The organism is Fibrisoma limi BUZ 3, assembly GCF_000296815.2.
In the GTDB taxonomy this organism is placed as follows: domain Bacteria; phylum Bacteroidota; class Bacteroidia; order Cytophagales; family Spirosomataceae; genus Fibrisoma; species Fibrisoma limi.
In genome coordinates, this window is sequence record NZ_CAIT01000004.1 from 343,330 (window position 1) to 369,960 (window position 26,631).

Here is a 26,631-nt window from a genome sequence, read left to right on the forward strand (position 1 = left end):
ATGATCAATGACACACCCATAGCTCTGTTGGTTTAATTGCTGAAATGCTTACCCATAAAATCTTTAATATTGATAGATTTTGTGGTTTATTGTTTCATCTCATCAACGCATGAAACGTAGCCTGGTTTTCCCCGAGTCCTGGGAATTAGCCAATGGGTACCGTATTGTTAGGTGTTAGGCTGAGTGCAGCAATGATTTATCGGCAACAGGTAAGTAAATCTCAAACGTAGCCCCCTGACCAGGTTGCGCAATTGCTTTAATAACCCCACCGTGGTTGGCCACCACTTTCTGGCAAACCGCCAGGCCAATGCCCGTTCCGGCGTACTGGCTTTTGCCGTGGAGTCGCTGAAAGACCTGAAAAATGCGTTCCGCATACCGGTTATCAAAGCCGATGCCGTTGTCGGTTACCTGAACGTACTGGTACTCTGCCGCTGGTCGCACTGGTACAATGAAGGCAGGCAGGTCGGTCGCAGCAATCCGGGTAGCTCGCACGTGTATGTAAGGAGGAGTATCTGGCCGTCTGAATTTGAGGGCGTTGCTGAGCAGATTCTGTAATAACTGCCGTAACTGCGACTCATCGCCTTCCACAACCGGCAGTTCGCCTACGTCGATGGTGGCGCCTGTATCCTGAATGGCCAGTTCCAGGTCATCAATAACATCGGTTAAAACGTCGGTCAGCGAAACCTGTTCCCGCCTGGCCGTCTGGGTTGACAACCGCGAATACATCAGAAGATCCCGAACCAGGCTCGACATCCGATTGGCCGAAGCCTGCATACGCTGGATCATATCAAGCCCTTCCTGGTTCAGATTCAAACCATGGCCGTTCAGCAGAATGTCGCCAAACGCCTGAATTTTGCGGAGCGGCTCCTGGAGGTCATGCGAGGCAACGTAGGCAAATTCACTCAGGCTCGCGTTTGATTTCTGAAGCTGCTGGTTGGCTTCGTTGAGTGCGCTGGTCCGTTCCGTTACCCGCTGTTCCAGTTCTTCGGCACTTCGGCGCAGGGCTTCCTGGCTTTGCTTTACTTCCGAAATATCGAAGACAATGCCGGTAAACCGAATGAGCTGGCCCTGTTCGTTGCGCATCGTTTTGCCTTTGGCGTGCACCCAGCGCTGGTAACCCTCCATGCTGACGGTTCTGAATATAAGGTCGTGTTGACCATCGCCAGCCGGATTCAGCGCCTGGCCGTTTGCCCGGCTAACCCGCTCGCGGTCGTCGGGATGAACCCGGCCCATCAGTACGTCAGCAGTAACGGAAATACCAGGCGGCAGGCCAAACAACGCCTTGCAGGTATCGGACCACTGCACCCGACCCGTAACCAGGTCATAATCCCAGGTGCCGAGCGAGGCCGCGTCGATGGCCAGTTTCAATTGCTCTTCGCTCTCCAGGTATCGAAGTTCGGCCAGCTTTCGATCGGTGATATCGACCAGAACGCCCAGCAGTAAGTCAGGCAATTGAGGGCTGTGGCCGGCAAATTGCGCCCGTACGATTACCCAGCGAATGTCGCCGTTGGCCAACACGATCCGGTATTCGGTATCAAGCCCCGTGCGGGTATCGACTGCGGCCCGGAACTGCGCCTGTACGCGCTCGCGGTCGTCGGGATGGATAGCGCTTATGAACTCATCGAGTGACAGACCGGCCGTTGCCCGCTGTTCGCCAATGCTGAACAGGTCGGCCAGGTTTTCGTCGGCATAAATCTGATTGGTGGGCAGTTCCCACAACCACGTCGCTACCCGCCCGGCCGAGAGCGCTGTTTGCAGGAGAATCTGCGTACGCTGCAGGACGGCCTCCGTTTCCTTACGCAGGGTTACGTCCTTAACGGCCAGCATCAGATGCGGCCTGCCTCTGTACGTAAATGTCTGCCCCTTCACGGCGACCTGAATTGGTCTGCCCGACTTGTGCTGGTGAGTGCTTTCGGTGGCGAAGGGCGTGTCGTTCGATGGATTGGTGGTAATAGTCCGGAATGAGGACCGATCGTCCGGGTGGATCAGATCAGTACTGCCGAGTTGCAGGAAGTCTTCATGCGTATAACCATACAGTCGGCAGGCAACCGGATTGGCTTCCGTAAGCCGGCCCTCATGATCGACGATCAGGATGGCATCACTGGTTGCCAGAAATATACGTTTGTACTGTTCCTCCTGTTCGCGCTGCTGTTGAAATTTCCGTCGCCGTTCGATTTCGTCCATGATCAGCGTAGCGAAGCGGACGAGTAATTGCCTGTCCGACTCGGTGAACGCACGCGGCTGTTTGTCGATGACGCAGGCGGTACCAATCGTGTACCCATCGTGGGTGATCAAAGGGGCCCCAGCGTAGAACTGCAAACCAAAGTCGCCGGTAACCAATGGGTTGGCCAGCAGGCAGGGCTCGCGCAGGGCATCTTCAAATACTGTCGGTTCCGTATCCAGCACCGCCAGCGAACATAGACTGACGCCCCGATCAGTCCGGTCAACCTCCGGCATGCCGACGTTGGCCTTAAAAACCACCTCCTGTTCATCAACGAGCGAAATCAGAGCGATCGGGGTCCCGAATACCTGGGCCATGATCTGCGCTATGTTGTTGAAAGTTGCTTCGGGCAGACTATCGATCAGGTCGTAATGGTGGAGTGCCCGCAGCCGACCTGCTTCATTCTCCGGGATGATCGCTTTACCAAAAGTGTTCAGCATACTATAATACATCCTCTGTAGAATGTATTGAAATATTTGCGAATATACAAAGTAATAAATACTCGCCAATGTTTTACAAGTCTGTTCGTCATCACGACCAGGTAGTAGTGATTAAGTAATGATAACTAATTTGCAGACAGGCTGTTCGGCTATTGTAGTGCATATGCCATTATTTTGATTATACCGCACCTGCTGGCTGGTAGCCATTTTGCTCTCGTAATAGAAACGGGTAGGTTGTAGTGTTCGTGCCGCGTCTGGCTTTATTTTCTAACGGTACTAACATCCGGTATGACCAGGGGCGGGTTGTTTTCGATAACGAAGAGGTGTATACGCCGGGACCGATTCGAAAGCTATTTCCAGATTCGGATTGCATGGGAATAGGAGTTGACAGTAAAATTCAGTACCCTGTAATGCCTTTATTACTACTTTTGCGTCCTGATTCTGTGTCTGTTTTTCCGCTTATAAAACCAATCGCATGGAGAAAATTAAAGTGGCGAATCCCGTCGTCGAACTGGATGGCGACGAGATGACCCGTATCATCTGGAAGTTCATTAAAGACAAACTCATCCTTCCCTACATCGACGTTGACATCAAATACTACGACCTGGGCATCGAATACCGCGATGAAACCAACGACCAGGTAACGATTGATGCCGCCAACGCGATCAGACAATACGGTGTCGGTATCAAATGCGCCACCATCACTCCCGACGAAGCCCGCGTCAAAGAATTTAATCTGAAGCAAATGTGGAAGTCGCCGAACGGTACCATCCGGAACATTCTGGACGGTACGGTGTTCCGCGAGCCGATTGTGATGCAGAACGTACCGCGTCTGGTTACGAACTGGTCGGCACCGATCATTGTCGGTCGTCACGCCTTCGGTGACCAGTACCGCGCGACGGATTTCGTGGTACCAGGTAAAGGTAAACTGACCATGAAGTTCGAAGGCGAAGACGGTACGGTACAGGAGTTTGAGGTGTACCAGTTCAAGGGAGCCGGCGTCGCGATGGGTATGTATAATGTCGATGAGTCGATCCGGGGCTTTGCGCGTTCGTGTTTCAACGTAGCAATGCAAAAAGGCTGGCCGTTGTACCTGTCGACCAAAAACACCATCCTGAAGAAATACGACGGCCGTTTCAAGGACATCTTCCAGGAAATTTACGAAACTGAGTTTAAAGACAAAGGCGTTCACTACGAACACCGCCTGATCGACGACATGGTGGCCTCCGCCCTGAAATGGGAAGGTAACTTCGTGTGGGCGTGTAAGAACTACGACGGCGACGTACAGTCGGATACCGTAGCGCAGGGCTTTGGCTCGCTGGGGCTGATGACGTCGGTACTGCTGACGCCAGACGGTCAGACGATGGAGGCCGAAGCCGCCCACGGTACCGTAACGCGTCACTACCGCGAACACCAGAAAGGCAACAAAACCTCGACCAACCCGATTGCATCGATCTACGCCTGGACGCGTGGTCTGGCGTTCCGGGGCCAACTGGACGGCAACCAGCCGCTGATCGATTTCTGCCACGCGCTGGAGCAGGTTTGCGTCGAAACCGTCGAAAGCGGTAAAATGACCAAAGACCTGTCTATTTCAGTGTATCCGGATGTGAAAAACCTCGTACCGGGCGAACATTACCTCTACACGGAGGACTTCCTCGAAGCACTGGATGCTAATCTGAAAGCAAAGCTGGGATAAAAAGTAAAATTCGATTTCGTCTGAAACATCCAGCCCTGTAAGGTTTTGAAACCTTACAGGGCTTTTTTATTACGTAGCGCGACAAAATCACCTTGAGCTATATCAACCAGCTTAGCGCTTGCCAAGATTCATCCCGGCGATGGCCCATGCCAGATTTTGGCAAACCAATCAATGACTCGGTGGCGATTACCAAACGGTAGACACAATCCCGCCAAATTCCGCAACATATCTGCCTCTTTCAAACACATGATAGTTGGTTCACAACGCCCGTAACCTCCCGGACGTACTTGTTATAGAATCCTGAACATGTGTGCACCATGATTCAAGGACAAAACACATTACAAACCTACTTTCACCTACTATGAAAACCTTCTTGTGGTCTGGCCTTATCCTGGCAATCGGTCTTTGTGTGAGCTGTGTAAAAGACCATATTGCATCCCCGATGTCGCTGGAGGAATATACCGCCTTACTCAATCAATTAGTAGCCATTGATACCTCCCACACAGCGTCATACGCAACTGCTCGAGAGTCTATCTTAGCTCAAGCGGAAGGATATCGCAAGCAGTGGGAAGAATTAAGGGCAGTTACTGCTCCAGTGGAAGTGACTGAATCTCATAATGCTTTTGTTAACGCGCTGGAAGAGCAATACAAAACTAGTTTGGATGCAGGTCAGAATACTCCTGCTAGTTTGGCAGCGACGGAAGAAAACGTTAATGAATATGCTCACTATCATGCCGATGTAGGCTACGCACGGGATGATCAGGCCAAAGCAGGCTGTCAACTACAGGCAAAGCTGAAGGAATACAACCTTACTTTTAATGCTGCTGGTGTATGTAGTGCCGCTAACAACCCTAGAGTGCAGGGTAAAACGGCAGGTAGCCAACAAAATCCGGTTAATGACGTGTATATGTTACACGACATTATCAAAGAATCCGACGGAAGTAGTATACGACCCAATGTCGACGGTTTTGAATATGATACGATTTACGCGAAAGCGGATCAATCGCTCACCATTCAGTTCGACAATCGAAATCCGGCTCCCTTCGTCTTTAGCTTTTCGGTTTACAAGGGGAACGACGAGCGGGTGAAAGGAAGTGATTTTGTTGCTGGAACACCTGCTTACGCGGGGGTACGAGTCCATACGCTGACTACGACCTTGTCGGCGGGAACCTATACGTACGTCGATAATGTGCATCCCATCGCGATGCGTGGAACGCTGATTGTTGTGCCCTAGGAGCCGATTCAAGTCATGGTTCGAACGGGACAGACTGGGCAGATTGTTCTGCTCGAACCATGACGAAGTTAACTTACTTGTGCCGGTAATTCATACAGAATCGGGCTTTACTGCGTTCAGATGAAAAAAGAACTTTGATGCCCGGGTCGATGAATTCAACTCAGGTGATAAACCGTCAGTTTGTAGCCCGGAGGTGCTAACATGTCGATTAAAATGAGAGTACTACCTACACCCATCAGTGTTCTTCACCTAACTGGCTGGTTGGCTTACTTATTCCTTCCGCTCCTGTTTTTTCTGATTGTACCGGTAAAGCCATCGGCTTTAGGCTATGTTTTACTGGCTAAAGTAGGAGTCGACCTGTTGCTGATGATGGTCTTCTATCTCAATTACTATTATTTAACGCCACGACTCCTTTTACGCGAGCAGAGAATCAGGTTTGTCGTCGCGATGTTCCTGGTGTTTCTGGTCGTCCACGGTATAAATGCCTTATTTACTATTCACTATTTATCAAATAAATTATTGTCCTTACCATCAACTAGTTTACCAGGTTCAGCAAAAAATGAACAGGTTTTTTACATGCAGCCAGTTGGCGTCACCGAAACGCTTCCCAATCTATTGGGCATCTCTCTGTCTTTTTCGTTGGTAGTTCTGCTGAGTTCGCTGCTTGTTCTCTTCAAGGAACGGACCCGGATCAAGGAAGAACAGCAACAGGCGGTGCTGGAAAAAGTACAGGCTGAGTTAGCGATGCTGAAGCTCCAAATAAGCCCTCATTTTCTTTTCAATACCCTCAATAATATCAGTTGGCTCGCCCGAAAGCGGTCGGATAAAACCGAGTCGGCCGTGATCCAGCTTTCTCAACTGCTGCGGTACATCATTTATAAACCGGAGCACGAACTCGTATCACTCCGGGAAGAAATTCAGCACCTGGAACATTACATCCACCTGCAGCAGATGCGCCTGGCTCACAATACGACCGTTCAGTTCACCTGCCAGGGGCCGGTATCCGTTCAGATGATTAAACCGCTCTTGTTGATACCGTTTGTCGAAAACGCCTTTAAACATGGTGTCCATAGTTATCTGCCAAGCCGGATTGAGATTGGCATCAGCGTTGAACCAGACCGGTTGCTTTTTTACACCCGGAATCCAATCTTTACCCCCGAGTCGACAAACGGCCAAACGGATGGGATTGGCGTCAACAACACGCGCCGTCGGCTCAATTTGTCTTATCCGGGCCTGCATACCCTGCGTATTGATAAGGATGGCCAGCGGTTTTGTGTGTCCCTTGAAATCTGCTTTACCTCATGAGCGTTCTTCGCTGTATTGCCATCGATGATGAGCCATTCGCCCTGGAAATTATTGCCGACAATATCAGCCAGGTGCCTTTTCTTCATCTGGTGGGCACGTTTTCCAATCCCTACGATGCGCTGGATGTATTGAGTAGCGGGCAGGTAGACATTCTGTTTCTGGACATTCAAATGCCCATGCTGACGGGGGTACAGTTTTTGCGCAGCTTCCCTCAGCAAACTCCCGTCATTCTAACCACTGCTTACGAGCAATACGCTCTGGAATGATTTGATCTGAACGTGATCGATTATCTACTCAAGCCGGTTCCTTTCGACCGTTTTCTACGGGCGGTCAACAAAGCGCGGGAGTGGCGCAGTGTCCGTACAGCAATGGATGCGTCGGACAATCGCATAACGTCATCGGCCTTCTTTACAGTGTTTTCTGACTACAAACAGGTTCGCATCTACTTCGATGATGTGCTCTACATTGAGGGATTGAAAGATTACGCCAAAATTTTCATTGTTTCCAGTCAGTATCCAATTGTCACCCGAAGTAATTTGAAAACGCTGTTTGCCCGGCTACCGGTCGGGCAGTTTTGCCGCGTCCATCAGTCTTTTATTGTAGCCATTAAACGAATTACGGCGCATCAGAAAGCTCGTCTATTCATTGGTACACAAGAGATTCCGGTGGGTGGGCGGTTTGCCAAAGAGTTCGAACGGGTCATGAATAATTCATACTGACGTTCTGCCATCAAAAGGCTTGGTTTGCATGAAAGCCTGTGGGCTATACTTACGCTAGCAAAATTCTCACGGCCCGACAAGAATAAAACAGTTTGTGGCTAACTTACCGGCCATTCCAAGTTAACTCCCTCGTATGAAAAAATTGTTTGTATCGCTGGTGGTACTGATGCTGCTGTCAGCTAGTTCCTACGCCCAAAGTACTGCAAAACCCATGACCGGAAAAGTCCTCCAACACATCGTTCTGTTTAAGTTCAAGCCGGAAACCACACCCGAAAAAGTGAACGAGATCGTCGCGGCTTTCGAAGCCCTGCCGTCGAAAATCAAAGAGATCAAGAGCTTTCAGTGGGGAACGAACAATAGCCCCGAAAATCTCAACAAAGGTCTGACCCACGCCTTTATCCTGACATTCGACAACGAGAAGGATCGGGATGCGTATTTGCCTCACCCGGCTCACAAAGAGTTTGGTAAGGTTGTTGGCCCCTGGCTCGCCGACGTAACCGTAGTTGATTTTACCAACAAAGCGAAATAACCCAATCTATCATCCTGAGCCGGAAAAACGTAGTCATATTGGCTGGCTCAGGATGACAATACGCCATTCAAAAAGTCTGCGCTCTTCATCCGCAGTGACGATTCGCGCACGACAAGCTGAGTCGGCATGACCGTAGTTTCGGGCGTAATCGGGCCGTCGGTGGCTTCTAATTGCCGGAGCAGCAACCGTACCGTTTCCATACCCATCTCCTGAATCGGCTGGCTGATGCTCGTCAGCGAGGGCGAAAACAGCGAGGATAACGGCTCGTTGTTAAAGCTGACTACGGCCACATCGTCGGGAATCCGCACACCTTTTTGTTTCATCGCATACATAGCCGGGTACGCAATCCGGTCGCTGACCGTCAGCAGACCATCCGGTGGTTGCGGTAGGCTCATGAGCGCCAGCGTCTGCATCAGTGTGTTCTCCTGCGTATAGTCGCAGTGAAATACGTACTGGTCGCCCATGTACAGGCCGTGTTTAGTCAGCGCATCGCGGTAGCCCGCCAGCCGTTGGTTACTGAGTACCAACTGAGGAGGTCCGGCCAGAAAGGCAATCCGTCGGCAGCCGTTCTCAATCAGGTGCTCGGTTGCCTTAAAAGCCGCTTCGCGATTGTCGACCATCACTTTTGACGCAGCCATGTTGTCGGCATAGCGGTCAAAAAGTACCAGCGGGACGTTTTTTTGAATCAGTCGTTCGACGTGAGCGCAGTTGCTCGTATCCCGCGACAGGGATAAAATAAAACCTTCTACCTGACTACGCAGCAGGTTCTGGATCTGCATGGTTTCCCGCAAATACGATTCGTTCGATTGGCAGACCAATACGCTGTAGCCCGCCTGAATGGCGGCATCTTCGATGCTGTTGAGCATCGCCGAGAAAAAATAATAACTCAGGTTAGGGACAATGACACCGATAGTTTTAGTACGGCTCTTGGCCAGGTTCTTCGCCAGTTGGTTGGGCTGGTAGTCCCATTCTTCGGCCAGCCGCATCACAGCGCTACGCGTATCAGGGTGAATTTCGGGCATACCCCGTAGCGCCCGCGAGACCGTTGAGATGGATATATTCAGGGCCTTAGCAATATCCTTGATGGTAACGGGTGCGCTCTTCATACGTAGTAATCAATATGAAATTTTCGAGTTTTTCTTCCCAAAAGAAGATGAATGTATACTATTTTAATTCTAAGGCTTTACGAGTGCTCTTGCAAAAATAGTGTAATGTTTTCAGAGTTAAATTCTTTTTGCAAACGCTTGCGGTAACGTTTGCAGTGAAAAATATACTTTTTACTTCGTTAAGGCTCTTGACATGCTTGGCTTTCTCGTATAATTTCCTCTAAAAGTTAAGTTTTGTGGCATCCTGGTACGCTTAATCAAGGAACTCATCACTATCTTATCTTTTCATTAAGAGTTGTATTTTTTTTATAAATAACGATTTTTCGTCTGTCAGAACACTACTCAATCCATGCTCCTCCAACAAACCATTATGCCTGTTCGCCACACGGTGGGCCAGAATGAAATTCAGCGGTTTACGACCCGCGAACTTCGGGACAATTTTTTGATCGATACCGTGTTTGAGCCGGATACCGTTCAGGTTGTTTACACACACTACGACCGGGTTATTGTCGGGGGGGCGTTGCCGGTCTATGAACCCCTTCCGCTACCGACCTACGATAACCTGAAGACACCTTATTTTCTGGATCGGCGCGAGCTGGGCGTTATTAACGTTGGCGGGCCGGGTTCGGTAACGGTCGATGGTGAGCGCTTCGATCTGACCAAGCTGGATTGTCTGTATGTAGGGCAAGGCTGCCGGGATGTGCAGTTTGACAGCCTTTCGTCTGATACGCCGGCCCGTTTTTTTCTGTTGTCGGCTCCCGCCCATGCCGCCTACCCAACCACCAAGCTGGCAAAGGAGGAGGCTAACCCGACTCGTCTGGGCTCGTCATTAACGGCTAATGAACGTACCATTTACAAGTACATTCACCGCGATGGTCTGCAAAGCTGCCAGTTGGTGATGGGGCTGACGGTGCTGGAGCCCGGCAGTGTCTGGAACACCATGCCGGCGCACGTGCACGACCGGCGCATGGAAGTGTATTGCTATTTCGATTTGCCTGCCGATCACCGGGTGTTTCATCTGATGGGGCAGCCGCAGGAAACGCGTCACCTCGTAGTGGCGAACGAACAGGCCGTAGTATCGCCCCCGTGGTCGATTCACTCAGGTTGCGGTACCACCAACTACTCGTTTATCTGGGGGATGGCCGGCGAAAACATGGATTTCGCCGATATGGATCATTCGCCGATTGCTGACCTTCTCTAATCCGATTAGCTTACTACTAACCAGACCTATGAAATACTCAGTTGTTTTCGCGCTTGTGCTGCTGGTCAGCCGTTCACTGGCACAAAGCCCGATCGACGTTAAGAAAGAGTTTGCTTTTGCAGCCCAGCAATACGAACGGATGCTGGCTTCGCACCCCGACACGACTAAATTTCCGCAATCGACCAACCCCGATGGCAGTCCCCGCGACATGAAATCGTCGTGGTGGTGCAGCGGTTTCTTCGGCGGTTCGCTCTGGTACATCTACGAGCAGACGAAGGACTCGAAGTGGAAAGACGCGGCCCACAAATGGTCGATGGCCGTAGCGAAGGAGCAATACAACACCGGCACCCACGATCTGGGCTTTATGCTGTACTGCCCCTTAGGCAACGGCTACCGGCTGACCAAAAACGAAGCGTACCCGCCCATCATGCTGACGGGTGCGAAGTCCCTGTCGACCCGGTTCGATCCTAAAGTGGGGCTGATCAAGTCGTGGAATAAGTTCAAAGACTACAATTACCCGGTCATCATCGACAACATGATGAACCTGGAGTTCCTGTTCTGGGCGTCGAAAAAATCAGGGGATAAGCGGTTCCGGGAGATTTGTATTACCCACGCCGACAATACACTGAAGAACCATTTTCGGCCCGACGGCAGCAGCTACCACGTTATCTGCTACAATCCGGACGGTAGCGTAGCCGCTAAAATGACGCACCAAGGAGCCGCCGATGAATCCGCCTGGGCGCGGGGGCAGGCCTGGGGCTTGTACGGCTATACGGTTATGTACCGCGAAACGAAGGATAAGAAGTATCTGCAGCAGGCTCAGAAGATCGCTGATTTTTACCTGAACCACCCGAACCTGCCCGCCGACAAAGTGCCGTACTGGGACTTCAACGCGCCCGGCGTAGATTCGCCGAATACATCGAACGAAGAGCGCGATGCATCGGCCGCGGCCATCGCTGCGTCGGGGCTGCTGGAACTGAGTACGTACACGGGAGCCGCTGGTAAGACGTACTACCAGGCCGCCGTTCAGATGCTGCAAAGCCTGGCCAGTCCGGCTTATAAGGCAAAACTGGGGGAGAATAACAACTTCATTCTGAAACACTGCGTAGGGCACAAGCCAGGCAAGAGCGAGGTGGATGTACCGCTGGTGTATGCTGATTACTACTATCTGGAAGCCTTGTTACGTTACGAAGCCCTCCGCCAGAAGATGGGTTCTCGGTCCTGACCGTATTGAATTTCCAAGCTATTCGTAAACCCTAATCTTTTCACCTATGCGAAACGTGTATCAGGTGCTGAGAGCCAATGTCGCCTGGCTCCTGTTGTTACTACTTTGGCTAAATTTCCCGGCGTATGCCCGAATTGCTGATGTGCCTGTCTCGGGTAAAATTACCGACGAGAAAGGTGAGCCGCTACCCGGTGTGAGTGTCGTTGTTAAAGGAACCACGCGCGGAGCCACAACTGACGGCAACGGTCAGTACAAACTCAATGTACCCAACGGACAATCCGTATTGATTATCAGTTTTGTCGGCTATCTCAAGCAGGAAGTCGAGGTGGGTGGCCGCTCGGTCATCGACGTTCAGTTGCAGACCGACGACAAATCGCTGGAGGAAGTGGTGGTTATTGGTTACGGAACCCAGAAAAAGGTCAATCTGACGGGAGCCGTATCGACGGTTGATTCAAAATCGCTTCAGTATCGTCCGTCCACGAACCTGGCCAATGCGTTGCAGGGCGTAACGCCGGGCCTGACCATCACCCGCACGAGTGGTCAGCCAGGAAATGAAAGCATCCGGTTGCAGATTCGGGGCGTTACGTCGGCGAACGGTAACGTTGATCCACTGGTGGTACTCGATGGGGTGAACGTACCGATCTCGACCATGACGACGCTCAACCCGAACGATATTGAAAGTATCAGCGTACTGAAAGATGCCGCAGCCGCGGCTATCTACGGGGCGCAGGCTGCTGGTGGCGTTGTGCTGATTACGACCAAAAAGGGTAAATCGGGTAAAGTGACGTTTGATTACCTCGCGCAGTATGGTACCGACTGGGCCATCAACGTACCGGGCCGGATGAGCCTGCTCGACGAAGCACTGTTCTCGAACCTGGCCCGGAAAAATTCAGGCAGTGGACCCGAATACACGGATGAGGATCTACAGCGAATCCGCGATGGTATTCCATACGTTGTGAACCCAGCGGATACCGGTACGTATCTGTACTACAATCAGCAGCCGCTGACGGACCAACTGCTCAAAAAATACACGGTTATGAAAACGCATAACCTGACCATGCGGGGCGGTACGGATAAACTTAATTTCCTGTTTTCCGGCGGTTATTACGAAAAGCAGGGGCTGTTCAAAGTAGGACCCGACAAGCTCAAACGCTACAACCTGCGGCTGAACGTAGGGGCGCAGTTAACCCAGCACCTGTCGCTTGATACACGACTATCGTATATGCTGGAACAGACCCGCCGATCGTCCATTGATGCGAATGGAAGCGGTCTGATGTATCAGGTATACCGGCTGCGTACCCGAACCCCGTTCTTTACGCCAGAGGGCCGCTACAACGGGGCTGGATCTGCCGCAACCGCCTATGGCCTGCTCGAATCCGGCGGGTACAACAACTACGACAGGAATCAATTCGACGGTGTGTTTACGCTACAGGCGGCCAACTTTGTGAAAGGGCTGACCTTACGCGCCGTGGCCGGGATGCAGCACCGACCCGCCTATCGCGAAATATTTAACCGGACGGTGCCGCTCTGGGGCAGATCCCGGATTCTGAGTTATGCCAACAACCCGAACTCGTTTACGGTCCGTAATGAACTGGTTCGGAACACGAACCTCCAGTTCCTGGCTAATTACGATTTCAAAGTGGGCGACAGGCATAACTTTGGCTTGTTTGCCGGTTATCAGTGGGAAGACTTCCGCGACGAGTTTGTACAGAGTGGAGCTACTAACCTGGTCAGCAACGACCTGCCGACGCTGAACCTGGGCGATGACCGTACCAAGAGCAGCAGCGAGGGCGTTGGTACGCGGGCGTTCCAGTCCGTGTTTGGCCGGTTCAATTACAACTACGCCGACAAATACCTGTTTGAGGCAACCCTTCGCCAGGACGAAAGCTCGAAACTGGCACGCGACGGACGAATTAAATTGTTCCCGTCGGCGTCGGTTGGCTGGAATATGCAGCGCGAAGAATGGTTTGGCCGTGCCTTACCATTCATCACCGAATTCAAGCTACGTGGTTCATGGGGACGGCTTGGTGGTGCTCTCGGCGATAACATTGGGAACTACGATTACCTGAGCCAGTTAAGCCGCAGTGCGAACCTGGTACTAGGCGACTCCCGTACGTCCTACATTTATCAGGGCTATATCCCTTCCACCAATTTGTCGTGGGAAACAATCGAGACTACGAACGGCGGTCTGGATCTGGGCTTCTTCCAGAATCGGCTGCAGTTCACGGGCGACTACTACGTGAAGTACAACCGGAACATGCTGACCCCGCAGCAGTTACCCGCCACAATCGGCATCGCGACGCCCCTGAAAAACAACGGTGAGCTGAAATCGTGGGGTTGGGAGGCTGAGGTCCGTTTCCGCGACCGCATCGGTAAGGATTTCAACTATTCGTTTGCGGTGAACCTGTCGGACAACCAAAACCGGTTATTGAATTACTCGAACCGGAATGTGATTGGGGCCGGTACGAACGGCATCATCGAAGGCTACCCGCTCAACACCATCTGGGGCTACCAAACCGCCGGCTATTTCCGGACAGAGGACGAAGTGAAGGCCTGGGCGTTTCAGGATAACCGCACCGGAGTTGGTGACGTAAAGTATATTGATCAGAATGGTGACAACCGGCTTTCAGTGGGGAAAGGTACGGTAGCCGACCATGGCGATCTGATCTTGCTGGGGACGACGCAGCCCCGCTACCAGTTCGGCGTTACGCTGGGGGCACAGTGGAAAGGTTTCGACCTGACCGTTTTCCTGCAAGGAGTAGGCAAGCGTAATTACCGCCCTACAACGGAATCCATTGCTCCGTTGCTCGTAACGTGGAAACAGGCGCTGGCCATCCATGCCGATTACTGGACGCCCGAGAATCCAGATGCCCTGTATCCCCGTCCGTACGTGGGCGCTACACACAACTACGTAGCTTCCGACAAATGGGTACTCGACGCCAGCTACATGCGCCTGAAAAACCTGCAGTTTGGGTATACGCTGCCCACAACGCTCACGCAGAAGGTCAAGGTGCAGCAGGCTCGCCTGTTCTTCTCGGGTCAGGACCTGTTCACGATTTCCGGACTGGGGCCGTTCCAGGGTTACTACGATCCTGAAATGCGTGATAACGTAGAAAACGATTATCCGTTCTTCGCTACGGCGTCGCTGGGTCTGAACATCTCATTCTAAACCGGTTAGCCAAACTTGAACGAACTTATGAAATCAATTCTGAAACATACAACGCTCGCTTTGGCATTGCTGGCTGCGCTGCCTTCCTGCGAGGTGGATCGTCTGCCCGAAACGTCGATCAGTGACCAAACCTTCTGGCAATCGGAAAACGACCTAAAGTCCGCGGCTAATTACCTGTACACATTTTTGCCCGGCTGGTCTGGAGATGATGTTTGGTCCGACGATGCGTTCGGGCTGGCTTCGAATGGCATCAGTGACGGGTCGCGTCTGGCACCAGCAACAGATGGGAATTACAACAATAACTACGCACTTATCCGGGCAGCAAACAATATTTTGGAGAAGGCTCCCCGTGCACTGGCGGCTACGTCGCAAACCATTGTTGATCGCTATTCAGCCGAGGCCCGATTTTTCCGGGCATGGGGTTATTTCAATCTGGTGCAGCGTTACGGCGATGTCCCGCTGATTCTGAAAACCCTTGATGATAGTTCACCTGAGCTACAGGCACCCGCCAGTCCGCGGACGCAGGTAGTCGACCAGATTTATCAGGACCTTGACTTTGCGGCATCTAAACTGCCTACGCCAACGGCGCTCGGAACCGCCGATTTTGGTCGTATTTCCAATACGGCAGCGCTGGCATTCAAGGCGCGGGTAGCTCTGTTTGAAGGAACGCGGGCGAAGTTTCACAGCTACGGCGAGCCTAACAAACACCTGAAGATTGCCGCCGATGCGGCCAAAGCCGTGATCGATAGTAAACAGCACGACTTGTTTACGGGCGCTTACTTCGATCTGTTCCAGATGGCGGGCGAAGGGCGGCAGAACCGCGAGAACATCCTTGTTCGCCAGTACGGTGTATCACAAACCGACCGGGTTGCTACCCATGCGTATTACCGGGGTACGTTAGAGAACGGCAACATGAACCCGACGAAGAGCCTGGCCGATTCGTACCTGATGAAAGACGGCTTACCCATCACGAAGTCGCCTTTATACAAAGCGCCGGTGCAGTCGATTGATGTGTTTAAAGACCGCGATACACGTATGGGCGATACGTTTATGAAGCGTGGTGACCCGATGATGACGACCAAACCCATCTTCGACATCGCGAATCTGGTGTTCAACAAAACGGGTTTCATGTTCCGGAAAACGGCTAACATCGACGACTGGAACACCCAGGCATCGACCATTGATCGGCCTGTTCTGCGCTATGCTGAAGTGCTGCTCATTTTTGCGGAAGCTACGTACGAACTGAACGGTTCCATCAGTGATGCTGACCTGGACCTGACCATCAACCGACTGCGGCAGCGGGGTGGTGTGGCCAAGCTGACCAACGCGTTCGCTACGGCCAACGGCCTGACTATGCGCGATGAACTGCGTCGCGAGCGCCGGGTGGAACTGGCACAGGAAGGGTTCCGGTACTGGGATCTGATCCGCTGGAAAACGGCCGAAATTGAATTGCCGAAGCCGGTACTGGGTAACTTCTATTTCAAAAGTGAGTTTACCGGCGCTACGGTGAATCTGACACCTGACAACTACATTATGGTGCAGGCGGCCAGTTTCCGCAAATTTGACCCGAATAAGGACTACCTCTGGCCATTGCCAATCAACGAAATCGCACTGAACCAGTCGCTGAAACAGAATCCGGGCTGGTAGCACTGAAACGAGGAACTGAGGGAGTTACGTCCCCGGTTCCTCGCCTTCCGACGTGTACCCTGCCGGGCAGGGCAGCTCTTGTTTTGCCTGAAAAATCGCTGATCGAAACGTTCCTGGCTTCAGTTGAGGTTAGTAAATCCAGGCAACTTACTAAAAATCAGGACGATATACTCACCAGTGCTGACCGGTAATTTGATCTGACTTTGCATCTGTCGATATCCTAAACCAATACCAATTGATGATACGATTACAACCCACACAAGCTGGTTTGGGACTCCTGTTGCTGTTAGCGGCCGGAATTCCAGACGTTGGGGCACAGACGCGCTTAGTAGCGTATCAGCTACCCACATTACCGAATTCGGCTGCCCGCAAGCCGGCCACGACGCCCCCGCCCGTATCAGGAGCAATCCGTCCGGAGTGGCTGGCTAATCGGCCGACTGGTCCTGCTGCCTCGGCTCGTCAGGTTAGCCGCATTCCTGTCGATCTGGTAGCGCCAACCGACATCACAATTTCCGGTAAAGTAACAGATGCCGATACGAAGCAGGGGTTGCCCGGTGTTAGCGTAGTTGTGAAAGGGTCTACGCGGGGTACCAACACGGATGCCGATGGCCGGTACTCAATTTCTGTACCCTCCGAGGATGCCGTGCTGGTCTTTTCATTCGTGGGTTATTTGGCCCAGGAAGTACCGGTGGGCAACCGCAAAGCGGTGGACGTAACGCTCCGAACGGATACAAAAGCGCTGAACGAAGTGGTGGTAGTCGGCTACGGTACGCAGAAAAAAGAAAACCTGACGGGGGCCGTAGCGGCCGTAACCATCGATGAAAAGATATCGAGCCGATCGCTGGTCAACGTGTCGTCGGCTCTTTCGGGGCTGGTGCCGGGGCTAGCCGTTCAGCAGTCGACGGGTATGGCGGGCCGTAGTGGTGCATCGCTGGTAATCCGGGGCCTGGGCACGGTCAATAACGCCGGTCCGCTGATCGTGGTCGATGGGATGCCTGACGTGGATATCAACCGCATTGACATGAACGACGTCGAAAGCATCTCGGTTCTGAAGGATGCGGCTTCGGCCTCCGTCTACGGGTCGCGGGCGGCCAACGGCGTTGTGCTGATTACGACCAAAAACGGATCGAAATCCAAGAAAGCGCAGATTAACTACACCGGCACCTACGCGATGTCGCAGCCGACAAATTTCTACAACTACTTCGACGACTACGCCCGGGCGCTGACAATGCACCTGCGGGCGTCGGCGGCTGGGGCGTCGTCAACCACGTTCCGGTACGGTACGGTAGAAGAGTGGCTGGCGAAGAGCATGGTCGATCCCATTAAATACCCCAGCACCAACTGGTGGGATGTGATCCTGCGCGATAACGGACGTATTCAGACGCATAACTTATCGGCGTCCGGCAGCACCGACAAAGCCAATTTCTACGTATCGGCCGGTATGCTCGACGAACTGGGCGTTCTGGTTAATCATGATTACAAGCGCTACAACATGCGCTTTAACATGGATTATAAAATTCGGGATGCCCTGAAAGTAGGTGTCCGGATGGACGGTCAGTGGTCGAAACAGCAGTACGCGAACCAGGAGGGCTTGATTACCTACACGGGTACGGCCGGTTACGACATTCGGTATGCGGTGGCGGGGATCTTACCGAAGGAACCCGAAACCGGGCGTTACGGGGGTATCATGGCTTATGGGGAAGACGCGTTCGCCAGGAATATGCTGACCATCATGGAGGTCAACCACAACCTGCGCGATCGGCAGGAACTGAACGGCAACTTCTACGCCGAATGGGAGCCAATTGCCGGGCTGAAAGTGCGGGGCGATTATGGCTTACGCTACTACAACCAGTTTACGAAAAGCTATTCTGATCCGACGGACGAGTGGAATTTTCAGACCAATCAGGTTGCACGAAACATCATAGCCCCCAGCGCGGGTATTGCCAATGCAACGGCGCAGGGATATAAAACGCTGTTGCAGGGGCGGATTAACTACAACAAGACCCTCTTCGGGAATCACCAGTTGAGCCTGCTGGGAGCCTACACGGAGGAGTACTGGTTTGCCCGCAATCTATCGGCCAGCCGTCAGGATCGGATTCACCCGAACCTGAGCGAAATCGACGCAGCGTTAACCACTACGCAGAGTGCCTCGGGCGATTCGGAATCCGAAGGTTTGCGGTCTGTGATTGGCCGAATCAACTACGTCATTAACGATAAGTATCTGTTTGAAGCCAACGCCCGCTACGATGGTTCCAGTAAGTTCCTGCCTGGGTTTCAGTACGGCTTCTTTCCGTCGGCTTCGGCGGGCTGGCGCTTTTCCGACGAGCCGTTTCTGGCTGGGCTGCGCTCCTGGCTGACCTCGGGTAAGCTGCGCGCTTCTATCGGTCAGTTGGGGAACAACTCCGGCGTTGGGCGCTACGAACAACGCGATATCCTGGCCCTGACGAATTACATTCTCAACGGGAAAATCGTCAAAGGCTTCAGCAGCAACAAGATCATCAACGAGGATTTCTCCTGGGAGGAAACCAACGTAACCAACGTTGGTCTGGATCTGGCTTTCTTCGGGGGGCGGCTGAACGCGGAGATCGATTTGTACCAGAAGATGACCAACGGCATGATCCGGCCCTCGTCGCTGTCTACGTTCCTGACCGGGTACAGTGCGCCACGGGTCAACATCGGTCGGCTGCGCAACCGGGGTCTGGAAATGAACCTGACGTACCGGGCTAAAATTCGGGATGCCAACGTGGGGGCTAACCTGAACATGGCCTTCAACCAGAACCGGCTCCTGGAGTGGAATGAGTTTCTGGGCAAAGGATTTACGTATCTGAACATGCCGTACCATTTTGTGTACACCCGCATCTCAAACGGAATCGCTCAGTCGTGGGAGGACATCGCTAATGCGCCTTACCACGGTCAATACTTCTCTCCGGGCGACATCCTGTACGAAGACCTGAACGGCGACGGCCAGATCAACGATGAAGACCGGAAGGCAATGCCGCAGTTTAACCGGGATCAGCCGGTCGGTACGTACGGCCTGAACCTGTTCGGCAACTGGCGGGGCTTCGATCTCAGCATCCTGTTCCAGGGCGCAACCGGTCGCCGGGACTTCTGGCTGGAACCGTTCAACAACGTGAATATACCGGGTGCCCGCAACGCATTTCAGGATTTTCACTGGTACGACACCTGGAGTCTCGACAACCGGACGGCGTCGTTGCCACGGCTGATTACCGGCTCTGGCGGAGCCAACCAGAACGAATCAACATTCTGGCTGGACAGCTTCAGCTACCTGCGGCTCAAGAACGTACAGTTTGGGTATAACATCCCGGATAAGTACACCAGCCGCTTCGGGGTTAGTCGGGTGCGCCTGTATTTCACGTCGGAGAACCTGCTGACCTTCACGCGCTACCGGGGCGTCGATCCCGAAAAAAGCACCAGCGTAGCCGGGGCTGATAACAACGACGACCCTTTCCCGCTGCTGAAATCGTATTCATTTGGCCTTAACCTCAGCTTGTAATAACCATGATTCGTACTTCATTCCTTCTACGTGGCGGCCTGTTGCTGAGCCTGTCGCTGCTGCTCACCTGTTGCACCGAAGATTTGCTCGATCAGATTCCGGCCTCAGACCTGTCGTCGGAGCTGTTCTGGAAAACGACGGATGATGCCATTTATGCCGTCAATGGTGTTTATCAGGCCAACCGGACCACGTTTGACCGGGACTATTATTTCGACGGAGCCGGTGAGTTTGTCAATACCCGCGGTACGAGCAATAACCAGGGGAGTTATAACCCGAGTGGTATCGGGTCGAGCGGTAATTTCGGATTTCTCTGGGGCGACTGTTACCGGACAATCAATCGAGCGAACGATGTGCTGGGGAACATCTCGACGTTGCAGACGTCGGTCAGTAGTCCGACCGATCAGGCGCTGTTAACCCGGCTCGTTGCCGAAACCCGGTTTATGCGGGCGATCAACTATTTCCGGCTCATTGACCTCTGGGGCGACGTACCGTATTTCACCAAAAAGCTGAACGGAAATGCGGAAGCTTATTCCCTGAGCCGTACCCCGCGGGCCGTGGTTAAAGATTCAATACTGGCCGATTTGGCGTATGCCGCTTCCGTTTTACCGGAACGCTACTCGGGCGATAACCTGGGGCGGGTGACGCAACTGGCTGCACTGGGCTTCCGCGGAAAAGTGAATTTATACTGGGCGTGCTGGATGAAGAATGAAGGAAAAGCCAGCGAAGCCCAGGCGCATTACACGGCTGCTGCGGCCGACTTCAAGAAAATCATCGATAAGAATATTTCGTTGTTCCGCGGGGGAGAACCCGGACCGGCCGACAACCCGAACTACTGGCACCTGTTCCAGTATTTCAACGAGTACGATCCCGAAATCATCTTTTCCGTACAGTTTGGTGGGCCGCTGCTCGGACAAGGCGAAGAGCTGATGCGGGACTTCGGAACCCGCAACACGGGCAACGCGCAGTGCTGGGTGGCGCCCACAATCCGGCTGGCCAACCGATACCAGCTTATCTCAACCGGCGATTTTGCTCCGGCACTGATTGCGTCGCGGAATACGACCCAGGTCAACAGTGCAACCAACCCGAAATCGTACGTAGGGCGCGATTACCGGATGCGGGCTACGATGCTCTGGGACGAGCAGAAAATGCTCCGGCTTTCGACCGATGGGCTGAACGTACAGGACAGCATTCCGTTCCGGTTTGGTAGTCGCGACGGCGTGACGTACATCAACTACGACGGGGCACCCTCGGGCTATATTTTTCGGAAATGGGTGCGGCAAACGGGGGGCATCGGACGTAGTGATGGGCCGCAGGACATCTATCTGATGCGGTTGCCTGATGTGTGGCTGATGTATGCCGAGGCCGTTAATGAGCTGAACGGGCCTAACGAAGAGCTGTTTACGCTGCTGGACCGCATTCGGCGCCGGGGAAATCTGCCGCCTTTGAGCCGGGGTAAGTTCAGCGCTAAAGAAGAGTTTTTTAAAGCCATTGAACAGGAACGTATTATTGAACTGGTGGGCGAAGGCCATCGCTTCTTCGACATCCGGCGCTGGAAAAAGCTAGAAGAAATCTGGCCCGCGCCGAACGGGCAGGTGCTGACCGATTCGCAGGGAACCCGAATTCGGGATGAGTTTGTGAACGCGCCCGAACGCAACTACCAGCGCTATTACATTTTCCAGATTCCGCCCGGCGAGATTGAAGTCAATCCGAAGATCATCCAAAACGAACCCTGGCTTTGAGCCGTAATGCAACGTACTGACATGAAAAGACGATTCATCTATACCTTATTGCTGGCAGTGTCGAGCGTATGCCTCTTCGGCTCGTGCGAAAAAACGCCGGTCGACGCCGACGGATTACTCATCACGCAGCGGTCGCAGTGCTTCATGACCTTCTTCGATGCGCTGGGCTCTGACCATCGAACGGTGCTGGTGTCCGGTTCTACGCAGATCGATACCACCGCACTGACCGTGAAAGCCGTGGCCCGGTTTGGAACGAATCTCAAACGGATCAAGCCGTATTCCAGCGTAGTAACCGACGCCATTGTCGAGCCCAATATGGGTATCTGGACCGATTTTTCGACACCCCAGCAGTACACGGTGGTGTCGGGCAACCGGAAAGTACGCAAAACGTACACGATCACGATAACGCTTCAGCAGTAACCCTTTACCAAGCCATGACCATGAAAGCGAATAGAAGTTACCTGTTGTTGCTGGCGATTGTCGCGGTTGGCTTAGCGTCCTGCGAGCCAAAGGAAGTCGAAAACGAAGGACCGCTGCGGAACGATCTGCTCAAAAAAACAACCAGCCCGGCCGTTATCGGCGACCGTATTGAGTTTGTCTACGCCCTGGGAACGCTGGAAGGTACGTTGAAAACCGCCCGAGCGGAGGCATCCATTCCGGGCGCGGTCGGCACGGGTTTCAGCCGGTATTCCTGGTTCACGAACCGGAGTAACGGACAGGACGTACCAGTCTTGACAGCCAGCGATACAATTACCAACGGAGCCGTGTCAACGGCCTCAATCCTCGACGGCGATAACAACAAAGCGCTGTCTCTGCGCTATTACTACGCCGTTCCGGAAGAGGCCCGGGGGAAAACGGTCTCCTTCCGGTTCAGCGGTACCTCCTCCACGGGCCAGGAGGTAACCATAAATTCCCCCGCTTATACGGTAAGCCGGATGGATATGAAGCGGCAGATTACGTTGAAAGATGCGGAAAAGTGCTACGTGTCCCTGGCCGACATGACGGCATACACGAAAGAGGAAGTTGAACAGAAAGGGCTGTCGGGTAAGATTGATTTCGTGTATGTGTACCGGGCCACGCTCGGTGCCAACAAGTATGCGTTCGGCCACGCGATGGTTTCGCTGGCCAACGGTACGTATCTGAGCGATCTGAACCTGCCGGCATCGTGGACAAAGACGCCTACGCTTTTAGATAAGCGGGTAGATGTCAAGGACGCTCAACTGCGCGGGGGCGGCTTCGACGTGTACATCGATGATACTGATCTCGAACGGACTACGTTCACCAACTCGGCTGACTTTGCCTATAATCTGGCTGCCGATCAGGGCGCTTTTGTGCGGTCGGGCGATGGTACGTACGTTGCGTATGTGTTTGTCAACAGCGTCAATAATACGGCGAAGACAATGACAGTCAGCATCAAACGGCTGCAAGTGAAGTAACCCAATGCCACCTGGGATGATGGTACGTATGTTGTCATCCCAGGTCTAAACCCAACTTAGATCATGCAGACAGTGTGGCAACGACTGGCCGTCTGGACTGGTACGCTCGTTATGGTATCCCTGTTGCAGACTTTTGCTCAATCGGGGCAGGCACCCGCTACGTTTCTGCTGGATGGAACCGTCCTGAAGGCAAATAAGGAAAAAATTCAGCGGGGGGATCAGGCGTTGGTAGCCGCCCGGCAATCGCTGCTGGCCACCGCTGACCAGATTCTGACAAAACCGACCCACTCCGTCGTTGAAAAGAGCAAAACCCCGCCCAGTGGTGATAAGCACGACTACATGAGCGTGGGGCCGTACTGGTGGCCGGACCCGACCAAGCCCAACGGATTGCCGTACATTCGAAAAGATGGCCAGATCAATCCCGAGCGGATGGCGATTCAGGATAACGCGTATCTGAACGAACTGTGCAGCCAGGTGCAGACGCTGGCCGTTGCGTATTATTTCTCCGACGACGAAAAATATGCCCGGCGGGCGGCCGACCTGCTGCGGAACTGGTTTCTCGACCCCAAAACCCGCATGAATCCGAACCTGAACTACGGTCAGGCGATTCCCGGTATTACGGAAGGGCGGGGGATTGGCCTGATCGATACGCGGGGATTGGCCGAGGTGGCGGATGCAGTCCAGTTGCTGAAAGCATCAAAAGCCTGGCCGCAGCGCGATCAGGTGGCTTTACAAGGGTGGTACCGGCAGTTTCTGGACTGGATGCTGACGAGTCCAATCGGCAAGGACGAAGAAGACGAGCATAACAACCACGGCACCTATTATGATTTTCAGACCATTGCCTTCGCCTTGTTTCTCGGTGATAAAGACCAGGCCCGGCAGATGATCGAAAAAAAGACGTACGCTCGTATTCAGAGCCAGTTGAAAGCCGATGGTAGCCAGCCGCACGAACTGGCCCGAACACTTTCCTGGAATTACTCGGTGATGAACTTGAAAGGCTTTTTTGGGCTAGCCGCACTGGCCGAAAACGTGGGGATTGATCTCTGGAATTACGAAACCCCAGACGGTAAAAGCATCAAAAAAGCGTATTTGTGGTTGCTGCCGTACGCCGAAAATCAGAAGCCGTGGGAGCATAAGCAGATTAAAGAGCTACACCTCGACGAATTCAGGCCGGTCATGGCCGTGGCTGAAACCAAGTACGGCCGCCTGGCAGATACGGAGAGTAAGCCCAGCGTTAACGATCCTTTCTTTGCGCTCACTCGCTCGCTGTTCTAAATCCGTCCTGGCGTTTTATCGTTAGCAACCGAAATCCTAACCCACTCAATGAGATACCTATTTGTCGTTGTCGTAATTAGCCTGCTGGGGTGGCCGGTCTGTGCTCAGCAGCCGGATCTGCTGAGCGGAAAGTTCTCGCCGGAGAAACTAAAAACCGTGCTGATTCCGCAGGCGCAGTGGACACCTTTTCCCAAACGGGACGATCGGGCGGGCTGGGCGAAGGCCGACGCGGCTATGATGAACGCGTACTTGAAGAAAGCCGAATCGTACCTGAATTACGAGTGGCCATACATCCCAGCTACCAAATCGCTGCTGATTGAACGTACCGGCGACCGGGATCAGTACCAGGCCGTGAGCTTTCAGAAGCGGGAGGTGCTCGGTACGCTGCTGCTGGCCGAAATCTATGAGAACAAGGGTCGGTTTGTTGATCCGATCATTGATGGCGTATGGTCCATCTGCGAAGAGTCGTTCTGGGGCGTACCGGCTCACCTGCCCAAATCGAAGGCATACGCCGGTCTGATGGACGTTTCGCAGCCGTTCGTCGACCTGTTCGCGGCCGAAACCGCTACGTATCTGGCCTGGGTTGACTACTACCTCGGGGATAAGCTCGACGCCGTTTCGCCCCAGATCCGGAAACGGATTTATACCGAAACCAACAACCGGATTTTTCAGCCGCTGATGACCAAACCCCACGGCTGGATGACCAAAACGGCCAACGGCCGCGCGCCCAACAACTGGAATCCGTGGATCTGCTCGAACTGGCTGAATGCGGTTCTGTTGCTGGAAAAAGACGATGACAAGCGGGCCGCCAACGTAGCCAGGCTGCTGGACGTACTGGACGAATTCCTGAATCCCTATCCACAGGATGGGGGCTGCGACGAAGGCCCGAGCTACTGGGGGGCTGCGGCTGCTTCGTTGTACGACAATATTGCAATGCTCAACCTGGCCAGCAACGACGCTTTTGCGTACGTATACGCCGACGAGAAATTTAGGAACATGGGCCGGTTTATTTACCGCGCACAGATCAGCGACCGGTATTTTCTGAATTTCGCCGATGCCGATCCGCAGCCCGGCATGGCCGCTACGATGATTTACCGCTACGGTAAAGCCATTAACGACCCCGACATGATGCGGTTTGGCGCGTATTACCGGAAGCCGGAGGATGGCACCATCGGGAAGTTTCATTACTTCCGTAATTTCTACGCCCTGTTCATGCAGGATGAGTTTCAGAAAGCCGCACAGGGGCTACCGCTGCCCAAAGACGTCTGGTTGCCTGACCTGCAGGTGTTCGTTGCCCGCGACCAGGCCGGTACGACCGACGGCTTCTACGTAGCGGCCAAAGGGGGGCATAACGACGAGAGTCATAACCACAACGATGTGGGCAACTACGTGGTCTATTACAACGGGCAGCCATTGCTGATCGATGTTGGTCGGGGAACGTATACGGCCAAGACGTTCAGCGGCAAGCGGTACGAAATCTGGTACAATTGTTCGGACTACCATAACCTGCCGACCATCAACGGCAAAACGCAGCCGCCCGGCCCTCAGTTTAAAGCCGCCCAGGTAGCGCATAAAGCAGGAGGAGCGTTTACGCAGTTTGACGTCGATATCGCTCAGGCGTATCCTAAAGATGCCGGGGTTACGCATTGGCAGCGTAGCGTCCGGCTGAACCGGGGCAAAAATGTGCAGGTTACGGATGTCATCAGCCTGGAAAAAGCCGACGCCCTGACCCAGCACCTGATGACGTGCTACCCCGCTGAAGTGCAAAAACCGGGGAAACTCCTGATTCATTATCAACCGGCAGGTACTCCGGCCAAGGATTTTGTGGTGACCTACAATCCGGCTCAGTTGCAGGCATCTGTTGAGAAGGTAAAGCTGGAAACGCCGGAAGACAAGGGCATTATTACCAAATGGGGGGATACGATCTACCGGATCAATCTGAAAGCTGTGTCACCGAAAAAGTCGGATAAACTTATGCTTTCGGTTGCTGCGGAGTAATCTCCCGGGCCACGGATGGGCTCAGTTACCCGACAATCAGATTATTGACAACGCTACGTTTCAGGCAACAAGTGGGAACGTACGTTGCTGTCTTACGAAATCGTCTTTCATAGGTTTAAAGTGGGCATCAGTGCTTCCGGTGTAGGGGCACTGATCTTTGTTTTAAAGCTATTCAGT

At 53.2% G+C, this 26,631-nt stretch carries 18 protein-coding genes; 16 read left to right on the forward strand and 2 right to left on the reverse strand.

Annotated features, from left to right (window positions below; translation table 11 throughout):
• Positions 1-174: 174 nt before the first annotated feature.
• Positions 175-2,661 (reverse strand): PAS domain-containing protein, encoded by a 2,487-nt coding sequence (locus BN8_RS32275; protein WP_009280103.1) that lies wholly within the window; start codon positions 2,659-2,661, stop codon positions 175-177.
• A gap of 475 nt (positions 2,662-3,136) precedes the next feature.
• On the opposite strand from BN8_RS32275, the gene BN8_RS02015 reads away from it, so the two are divergent.
• The 6 genes from BN8_RS02015 to BN8_RS02035 all read left to right on the forward strand — a co-directional run bounded on the left by BN8_RS02015 (position 3,137) and on the right by BN8_RS02035 (position 8,144).
• Entirely contained in the window at positions 3,137-4,357 is a 1,221-nt protein-coding gene (locus BN8_RS02015; protein ID WP_009280104.1) for an NADP-dependent isocitrate dehydrogenase, read from the forward strand.
• A 361-nt stretch (positions 4,358-4,718) separates the two neighbouring features.
• On the forward strand, positions 4,719-5,591 hold the full coding sequence (locus BN8_RS02020; protein ID WP_009280105.1) for a cupredoxin domain-containing protein: 873 nt from the start codon (positions 4,719-4,721) through the stop codon (positions 5,589-5,591).
• Positions 5,592-6,167: 576 nt separating this feature from the next.
• Complete coding sequence (locus tag BN8_RS02025) at positions 6,168-6,896, forward strand: sensor histidine kinase (protein ID WP_192579010.1); 729 nt, start codon at positions 6,168-6,170, stop codon at positions 6,894-6,896.
• The gene (locus tag BN8_RS33525) at positions 6,893-7,162 is read left to right on the forward strand and encodes a LytR/AlgR family response regulator transcription factor (RefSeq protein WP_009280107.1); all 270 of its coding nucleotides are present in this window, start codon (positions 6,893-6,895) and stop codon (positions 7,160-7,162) included. The genes BN8_RS02025 and BN8_RS33525 overlap by 4 nt, the downstream gene beginning before the upstream one ends.
• A gap of 12 nt (positions 7,163-7,174) precedes the next feature.
• Positions 7,175-7,615 (forward strand): LytR/AlgR family response regulator transcription factor, encoded by a 441-nt coding sequence (locus BN8_RS33530; protein ID WP_229367637.1) that lies wholly within the window; start codon positions 7,175-7,177, stop codon positions 7,613-7,615.
• Between the two features lie 133 nt (positions 7,616-7,748).
• Complete coding sequence (locus BN8_RS02035; protein WP_009280109.1) at positions 7,749-8,144, forward strand: Dabb family protein; 396 nt, start codon at positions 7,749-7,751, stop codon at positions 8,142-8,144.
• Between the two features lie 47 nt (positions 8,145-8,191).
• Here the strand turns inward: BN8_RS02035 and BN8_RS02040 are convergent, their stop codons facing one another.
• Entirely contained in the window at positions 8,192-9,250 is a 1,059-nt protein-coding gene (locus tag BN8_RS02040; protein ID WP_009280110.1) for a LacI family DNA-binding transcriptional regulator, read from the reverse strand.
• Positions 9,251-9,599: 349 nt separating this feature from the next.
• Here BN8_RS02040 and kduI point away from each other — a divergent pair, with 349 nt between their 5' ends.
• The 10 genes from kduI (at position 9,600) to BN8_RS02090 (ending at position 26,454) form a co-directional block, all read left to right on the forward strand.
• The gene (gene kduI, locus BN8_RS02045; RefSeq protein ID WP_009280111.1) at positions 9,600-10,451 is read left to right on the forward strand and encodes a 5-dehydro-4-deoxy-D-glucuronate isomerase; all 852 of its coding nucleotides are present in this window, start codon (positions 9,600-9,602) and stop codon (positions 10,449-10,451) included.
• A 28-nt stretch (positions 10,452-10,479) separates the two neighbouring features.
• Positions 10,480-11,676 carry a glycoside hydrolase family 88 protein gene (locus tag BN8_RS02050; RefSeq protein ID WP_009280112.1) on the forward strand — a complete coding sequence of 399 codons (1,197 nt, stop codon included), beginning with the start codon at positions 10,480-10,482 and terminating at the stop codon, positions 11,674-11,676.
• Between the two features lie 46 nt (positions 11,677-11,722).
• Positions 11,723-14,845 (forward strand): SusC/RagA family TonB-linked outer membrane protein, encoded by a 3,123-nt coding sequence (locus tag BN8_RS02055; RefSeq protein ID WP_009280113.1) that lies wholly within the window; start codon positions 11,723-11,725, stop codon positions 14,843-14,845.
• Positions 14,846-14,872: 27 nt separating this feature from the next.
• Positions 14,873-16,492 (forward strand): RagB/SusD family nutrient uptake outer membrane protein, encoded by a 1,620-nt coding sequence (locus tag BN8_RS02060; RefSeq protein ID WP_009280114.1) that lies wholly within the window; start codon positions 14,873-14,875, stop codon positions 16,490-16,492.
• Between the two features lie 238 nt (positions 16,493-16,730).
• Entirely contained in the window at positions 16,731-20,006 is a 3,276-nt protein-coding gene (locus BN8_RS02065; RefSeq protein ID WP_009280116.1) for a SusC/RagA family TonB-linked outer membrane protein, read from the forward strand.
• A 5-nt stretch (positions 20,007-20,011) separates the two neighbouring features.
• Positions 20,012-21,745, forward strand: a complete 1,734-nt coding sequence (locus BN8_RS02070; RefSeq protein WP_009280117.1) for a RagB/SusD family nutrient uptake outer membrane protein — start codon at positions 20,012-20,014, stop codon at positions 21,743-21,745.
• A gap of 21 nt (positions 21,746-21,766) precedes the next feature.
• Entirely contained in the window at positions 21,767-22,165 is a 399-nt protein-coding gene (locus tag BN8_RS02075; protein ID WP_040005249.1) for an SGBP N-terminal domain-containing protein, read from the forward strand.
• A gap of 20 nt (positions 22,166-22,185) precedes the next feature.
• Positions 22,186-23,181: a DUF4466 family protein gene (locus BN8_RS02080; protein ID WP_063827453.1), complete on the forward strand. Its 996-nt coding sequence runs from the start codon at positions 22,186-22,188 to the stop codon at positions 23,179-23,181.
• Positions 23,182-23,244: 63 nt separating this feature from the next.
• Positions 23,245-24,456 carry an alginate lyase family protein gene (locus BN8_RS02085; protein ID WP_009280120.1) on the forward strand — a complete coding sequence of 404 codons (1,212 nt, stop codon included), beginning with the start codon at positions 23,245-23,247 and terminating at the stop codon, positions 24,454-24,456.
• A gap of 48 nt (positions 24,457-24,504) precedes the next feature.
• The gene (locus BN8_RS02090; protein ID WP_009280121.1) at positions 24,505-26,454 is read left to right on the forward strand and encodes a heparinase II/III domain-containing protein; all 1,950 of its coding nucleotides are present in this window, start codon (positions 24,505-24,507) and stop codon (positions 26,452-26,454) included.
• Positions 26,455-26,631: the final 177 nt, after the last annotated feature.